Origin of the sequence: Mesorhizobium sp. M4A.F.Ca.ET.020.02.1.1 (assembly GCF_004022645.1) — a bacterium.
GTDB lineage: Bacteria > Pseudomonadota > Alphaproteobacteria > Rhizobiales > Rhizobiaceae > Mesorhizobium.
This window is the reverse complement of the sequence record NZ_RZOI01000426.1, coordinates 1-5,300: the sequence shown is the minus strand read 5'-3', so window position 1 is coordinate 5,300 and position 5,300 is coordinate 1. Positions and strand designations below refer to the sequence as shown.

At 63.5% G+C, this 5,300-nt stretch carries 6 protein-coding genes, 1 tRNA gene and 1 pseudogene; 2 read left to right on the top strand and 6 right to left on the bottom strand.

Annotated features, from left to right (window positions below; translation table 11 throughout):
* Nucleotides 1–161: 161 nt before the first annotated feature.
* Nucleotides 162–238, top strand: a tRNA-Arg gene (locus tag EN742_RS23050).
* 51 nt (nt 239–289) lie between these two features.
* Here EN742_RS23050 and EN742_RS23045 read toward each other — a convergent pair.
* Together EN742_RS23045 and EN742_RS23040 are read right to left on the bottom strand one after the other, a co-directional pair.
* Nucleotides 290–1,057 (bottom strand): coniferyl-alcohol dehydrogenase, encoded by a 768-nt coding sequence (locus tag EN742_RS23045; protein ID WP_127405747.1) that lies wholly within the window; start codon nt 1,055–1,057, stop codon nt 290–292.
* Between the two features lie 22 nt (nt 1,058–1,079).
* The gene (locus tag EN742_RS23040; RefSeq protein WP_210212571.1) at nt 1,080–2,555 is read right to left on the bottom strand and encodes a benzaldehyde dehydrogenase; all 1,476 of its coding nucleotides are present in this window, start codon (nt 2,553–2,555) and stop codon (nt 1,080–1,082) included.
* Between the two features lie 429 nt (nt 2,556–2,984).
* Between EN742_RS23040 and EN742_RS40265 the strand changes: the two are divergent.
* Nucleotides 2,985–3,089: pseudogene (locus tag EN742_RS40265) on the top strand (sugar ABC transporter ATP-binding protein); the annotation flags it as partial.
* Between the two features lie 81 nt (nt 3,090–3,170).
* Here the strand turns inward: EN742_RS40265 and EN742_RS23030 are convergent.
* The 4 genes from EN742_RS23030 to EN742_RS23015 form a co-directional block, all read right to left on the bottom strand.
* The gene (locus EN742_RS23030; RefSeq protein WP_126057068.1) at nt 3,171–3,971 is read right to left on the bottom strand and encodes a class I SAM-dependent methyltransferase; all 801 of its coding nucleotides are present in this window, start codon (nt 3,969–3,971) and stop codon (nt 3,171–3,173) included.
* 93 nt (nt 3,972–4,064) lie between these two features.
* Nucleotides 4,065–4,601 (bottom strand): GNAT family N-acetyltransferase, encoded by a 537-nt coding sequence (locus EN742_RS23025; protein ID WP_127405745.1) that lies wholly within the window; start codon nt 4,599–4,601, stop codon nt 4,065–4,067.
* Nucleotides 4,601–4,906, bottom strand: a complete 306-nt coding sequence (locus EN742_RS23020; RefSeq protein WP_126057070.1) for a DUF1778 domain-containing protein — start codon at nt 4,904–4,906, stop codon at nt 4,601–4,603. The genes EN742_RS23025 and EN742_RS23020 overlap by 1 nt, the downstream gene beginning before the upstream one ends.
* 71 nt (nt 4,907–4,977) lie before the next feature.
* A partial coding sequence (locus tag EN742_RS23015; RefSeq protein WP_189375530.1) for a substrate-binding domain-containing protein occupies nt 4,978–5,300 on the bottom strand: 323 nt, incomplete at its 5' end.

Genomic DNA, 5,300 nt, shown 5'->3' with positions numbered 1-5,300 from the left:
AGATACGGCGCAGCCTTGACCGCCACATACGCCCTCGGGAAGCCTAACCGCTCCTGTGGCGTCAAATGCCTTGCCACCCCAATTGGCCGTTGAAGCCTTCGCGTGCTTCCGCTAAGAAGCCGTGGCTGGCTGGTTCACCGGCTGGTTCGTTTTACCGGGAAGCACCCGTAGCTCAGCTGGATAGAGCGCTGCCCTCCGAAGGCAGAGGTCACAGGTTCGAATCCTGTCGGGTGCGCCAATTTCAAGTAAGTATCCATAGCTTTCGCACCGATCGCGCGAGAACGCCGCGTCAGAGATAGGTGGAGGCCAGGCCACCGTCGACCGGCAGGTTGACGCCATTGATCCAGCGCGCCGCGTCCGAGCACAGGAAGACGACGGCCGGGGCGATCTCGTCTGCAAAGGCAGGGCGCTTCATTCTGCCACTGTCAACCTCGACCCGATCCTGACCAAGCATGGTGATGAAGTCGCCGAGGATTGGCGTAAAGACCGGGCCGGGCGCAACAGAATTCATGCGGATGTCACGCGAGAGGAAGAGCTGCTGCGCCCGCATGAACGTCCAGACGATCAGGGCTTCCTTGAAATATTGATAGCAGGTGTCTTGCGAAACCGGATTCGCAGCCAACCAGTCGTGACCAGACTGGAAGGTCCCGGTCGTTGCCAGGTCCTTGTGCAGGGCGAGGCGTTCCGGCCATGCGGCGCCCAATATCGATGCGAAGTTGACGATTGCCGCGCCCGGCGAAAGCCTTCCGACCACTGTCTCGGTCAGGTGACGCAGGCCGAGATAGTTGACGCGGGCGACCGTATCCTTGTCGGCGGTGCCCGGCACGCCTGCCGCGTTGACAAGCCCATCGAATTGCGCGGGCAGGGACAAAACGGCCTCGTCGATCGTATCCGGCTTCGAGAGATCGGCCTTCACGAAGCCATCCAGGGTAACCGCGGGATCATTGCGGTCGATGCCGATTACCCTTGCGCCATGGAAGCGGGCGAGACGGGCGACCTCGGCTCCGATCCCCGAAGACGCACCGGTAATGACCAGAAGCTTGTTGGAGAGATTCATGGTTCGATCTTTCGTGGATTGGTCAAAATGGATAGGGCGTTGCTTGTTCCTTGACGGAAATCCACATCCACTGCGTGAATTCCTCCCAGATCGCCGGGCCTGAGACGCGGCTGCCATTGCCCGAGCGCCGCCGGCCGCCGAACGGTGCGTGCGGCCCGGCGTTGACGGTCTGATCGTTGATGTGCAGATGGCCGACCTCTAGTCTTTCGCCAACGGACCTGGCGCGGTCGACGGAGGCCGAAATGACGCCGGCGGCGAGGCCATATTCGGAGCTGTTGACGAGAGAGATCGCTGCCTCTTCGTCGCGGAACGGGGCAATGCAGGCGACGGGCCCGAAGATTTCTTCCTCGAACGCACGCATGCCTCGCTCGATGCCGAACAGAACCGTTGCCGGATAGAAGCGGCCGCTTGCCTTGCCTCCGGCGAGCAGCTTTGCGCCCTTGGCGACGGCATCGTCGACGATGCCCTGGATTCTGTCGACCTGGGCATCGGAAATGATGGGGCCAAGCGCCACTTGGTCGGTCGAGGGATCGCCGGCAACCAGGTGTCCGGCTCTGGCGGCAAGGCGCGAAGCAATCGCATCGGCATGCTTCTCGTCGACAAGGATGAGACCGGTCGACATGCAGATCTGGCCCTGATGCAGGAAGCAGCCCCAGGCGGCATTCGACGCCGCGATGTCCGGATCGGCATCATCGAGAATGATCAGGGCGTTCTTGCCGCCGAGCTCAAGCTGAACCTTCTTCAGATGCTTGCCGGCCAGTTCGCCGACCCGGCTCCCGGCCGCCGCCGACCCTGTGAACGAGACCATCGCGATGTTCGCATCCGTGCAGAGGGCCTCGCCGGCGTCAATTCCGCCGGGGACGACATGGAGGACACCTGCGGGCAGGCCCGCTTCCTCGAAGAGACGTGCAATGATGATGCCACCGGAAATCGGCGTGCGCGGATCCGGTTTGTGGACGACGGCGTTGCCTGTCGCCAGAGCGGCGGCAATTGCGCGGACAGAGAGGACAAGTGGAAAATTGAACGGCGAGATAATTCCGACCACGCCGTGCGGCACCCGCCGCGCATGGTTCTGGCGTCCAGCATCCATGGTGGGAAGGGCGATGCCGTTCGGCTCGACAGCGGCAGCCGCGGCGTGGCGGATGAAGGCCGCCCCGTGATCGATCTCGATTTGCGCCTTCGCCCGGATGGAGCCGGATTCGCGCATTATCCAGCCGACGAGCTCTTCGCCATTGGCTTCCAGGATATCGGCCGCCTTGTTCAATATGGCCGCGCGCTCGGAGGGACGTTTCGCCGCCCAGGCCGGCTGCGCCAGATAAGCCCCAACCGCGGCTTGCCCGATGTCTGCCGCGCCGCCGACGCCCACCGAGGCCACCAACATGGCGGTCGCCGGATTGCGCACCTCGGCGACGCCGGCAGCCGTCTCACGCCAGCCACCCAGAAATGCCTTGCCGGTCCAGCGCGCCTCGTCGATGAAGCTCCTGCTTTGGATGTTCACTCGTTGATCCTCCCTTGCAAACATTCGCAATTGCTCTGCTGCGCACGCGGGGCATCTGGTCCTGCCGCTGCCAGCGCCCGCAGCAGGTGAATCTTGCCGGAGGCTGTTCGCGGCAACGCCTCAAGCGCACAGAATGTCTTTGGTACTTTGTAGGCTCATGCGCTTGGTGCAGTGGCTAACGAGCGCGGTGGCATCGAGGATGCAGCCTGGCCCCATCACCAAGACGGGGCCGACTTCACCCATTACACCGCGACCTCGGCACTGTGTGGCTCCTCCCTTGCCATCATTCGCTATGTCAAATAGCATTATTGCTATGCCGCATAGCATAGCATTGCTATCTGTCATAGTCTTTTTTGAGATTCCGGAAAGCCAAGCGGCGCAGAGCGGCGCGCTCGACAGATTGGTTGGTTGCGATCTGCGCCGGGCATCATCGTTGCAGTCTCCGACCGCATTGCCGTGCCGAGGCGCGGGGTGTCCGGCGAGCGCAAGATCTCCGAGACCAACCATGACGAGGTCGTCAAGCTGATGGTCGGCGTTGGAGGAATTACAGGAAAAGTACGCGGCGGTTTTCCGTCCGGAATTGCATCAAAACAAGTACTTAGCGCGAAAACGCCTCTAGCGAACAACGCCCCGGCAGGCCCAGGCGACATTGGCGAACGAGCGCGGGCCGTCGGGCCGGCCGGCCTGATAGGCATCGCGGACGGCGGCTTCGATGCGCGTCCGCTCTGCGGCGTCGACCGTGGACATGTATTTGCCGAGCGGCCCCTCGCCGGCGCCGATCGGCGCCCAGTAGTCGTCGAAATCCGCATAGTCCATGCGGATCATCAGCTCGGTCTCGGTGACGTCGGCAAGACCCTGCTCGACAAAGGTCCGCTTCATCTCGCCCGGCTGCATCATCGGCTGGAAGCAATAGCGGCTGCGCATCTGGCGGCCGCTTTCGCTGAGCGCGGCAACCGTGTCGATCATCATGCGCATGCCGGGCATGCCGCCGAGATGGTCCCACACCACCGCCGCGATCACGCCGCCGGGCCGCGTCACGCGGCGCATCTCGGCCACCGCCTTGCCGGTTTCCGGCACGAAGTGGAGCACGAGCAGGGCAAGGGCGCGGTCGAATGCGTCGTCCGCGAACGGCAAGGCGGTAGCGTCCGCTTGGCTGAAGGTGATGCGCGAATCGGTGTTGCGTGCCTTGGCCGCCTCGATGAAGACGGGCGAGAAGTCGATGGCCTGGATTTCGGCGAGGCCGGCGGATTTCGCCAGCTCGAAGGTCAGGCTGCCGGTGCCGCAGCCGACGTCGAGGATCTTCTCGCCGCCGGCCAGGCCGGCGAAGTCGATGAATTTGGGCGCCAGCCTGCGGCTCCAGCGTCCCATCAGCTGCTCGTAGCCGGATGCCTGGTGCACGGTGAAGCTCGACGTCATCTCGCTCTCCCTTCGCTGGCCTCAGGCTAGTCCTCGACGGGATCGATGCCAAGTGGTGGTAAGACGACCTCGTCGTTCGAGCGGCCGGACGACTCAGACTTTCGAGAACAATGCCTGCACTGTCTCGATCGGCATCAGCATCACTCGCTCGCCCAGCGAAGACAGAATGAAGCCGTGCCGCTGATAGAAGCCGACGGCGTCATCGTCTATCGCATGCGCCACCACGGCGCGAACCCCGGCGATCTCCGACACGGCCAAGCAGCGACGCAGCGCATCGGCAAGCAGGTCCCCGCCAAGCCCAAGTCCCTGGAATGCCTGATCGACCGCCAGGCGGCCGATCAGCAGCAGCGGGACCTGCTCGGGCATACCCCGCCTCAGCTTCGCGCTTGGCAGCGCGATCCGTTCTTCCATCGCCGTCGAGATCGCATAGTAGCCGATGACGCGATTATTCATGTTCGCGTCACAGATCACATAGGTCCGGGCGGACAGGCCCTCGCCGGCAAGAGCGCGATTGCGCAACCAGTCATCGAGCGTGGGATGCCTGCCGTTACGAAACGGGGACACATCGTGGCCGACGGTCAGCCGTTCCGGAGGGCTGACCCGCAACCCCGGCCCTCCACCAGCAGGCATCAGCGCTCCCAGGCGGGCTTGCGCGTCATGCGCGCGCGAAGTTCCTCGTTCGGTTTGTCGGGGGCGTCGAGCAGATCGAGCAATTTCTGATGCGCGTCGGCATCGAGAAAGAAGGCGCGCTGGTCGAGAATGGTTTCTTCAGCCTGCCTGCGGGCGCTGTCCAGCATGAATTCCGACAGTTTCTGCCCGCGCAAACCCGCGGCGCGGCTGAGAATGGCCTTCGTCCCCGCCGAAGCGCGGATCTGAATCACATCATCCTTTCGCGCCGCATCGCGATCGCGGCCGGCATGATTGGACTGCGGCATCGAAATCCTCCTGCATCAGGATCAGATATCTAGCAATTGTCATGACAATGTCAATACAGGCTCGCAGGATCTCACCCCGTAGCGTCCCGGACCCCGAGCCTGCCCACGCTCTCCCGCTCCACCAGCGGGCATTCCAGCTTGGTGATGGGATAGCGGCCGCGGCCCGGCGTGGGCGGCGCTTCCAACTGCTCGATCGCCCATTGGCCCATCGCCATATGCGGCAGGATCGATGTCGTCAGCGGCGGGAACAGATGGCGGGCGATCTCCTCGTCGTCATAGCCGACGACGGAAATATCCTCGGGGATATGCAGGCCGGCCTCCTTCAGCGCCTCGTAGCAGCCGATCGCGGTGCGGTCGTTCTGGCAGAAGATGGCGGTCGGGCGCTCCTTCAGGG

What these genes read in the sequence shown, in the direction of transcription:
- EN742_RS23045 (WP_127405747.1), bottom strand. Translation starts at nt 1,057, where the DNA reads ATGAATCTCTCCAACAAGCTTCTGGTCATTACCGGTGCGTCTTCGGGG.
- EN742_RS23030 (WP_126057068.1), bottom strand. Translation starts at nt 3,971, where the DNA reads ATGACGTCGAGCTTCACCGTGCACCAGGCATCCGGCTACGAGCAGCTG.
- EN742_RS23025 (WP_127405745.1), bottom strand. Translation starts at nt 4,601, where the DNA reads ATGCCTGCTGGTGGAGGGCCGGGGTTGCGGGTCAGCCCTCCGGAACGG.
- EN742_RS23020 (WP_126057070.1), bottom strand. Translation starts at nt 4,906, where the DNA reads ATGCCGCAGTCCAATCATGCCGGCCGCGATCGCGATGCGGCGCGAAAG.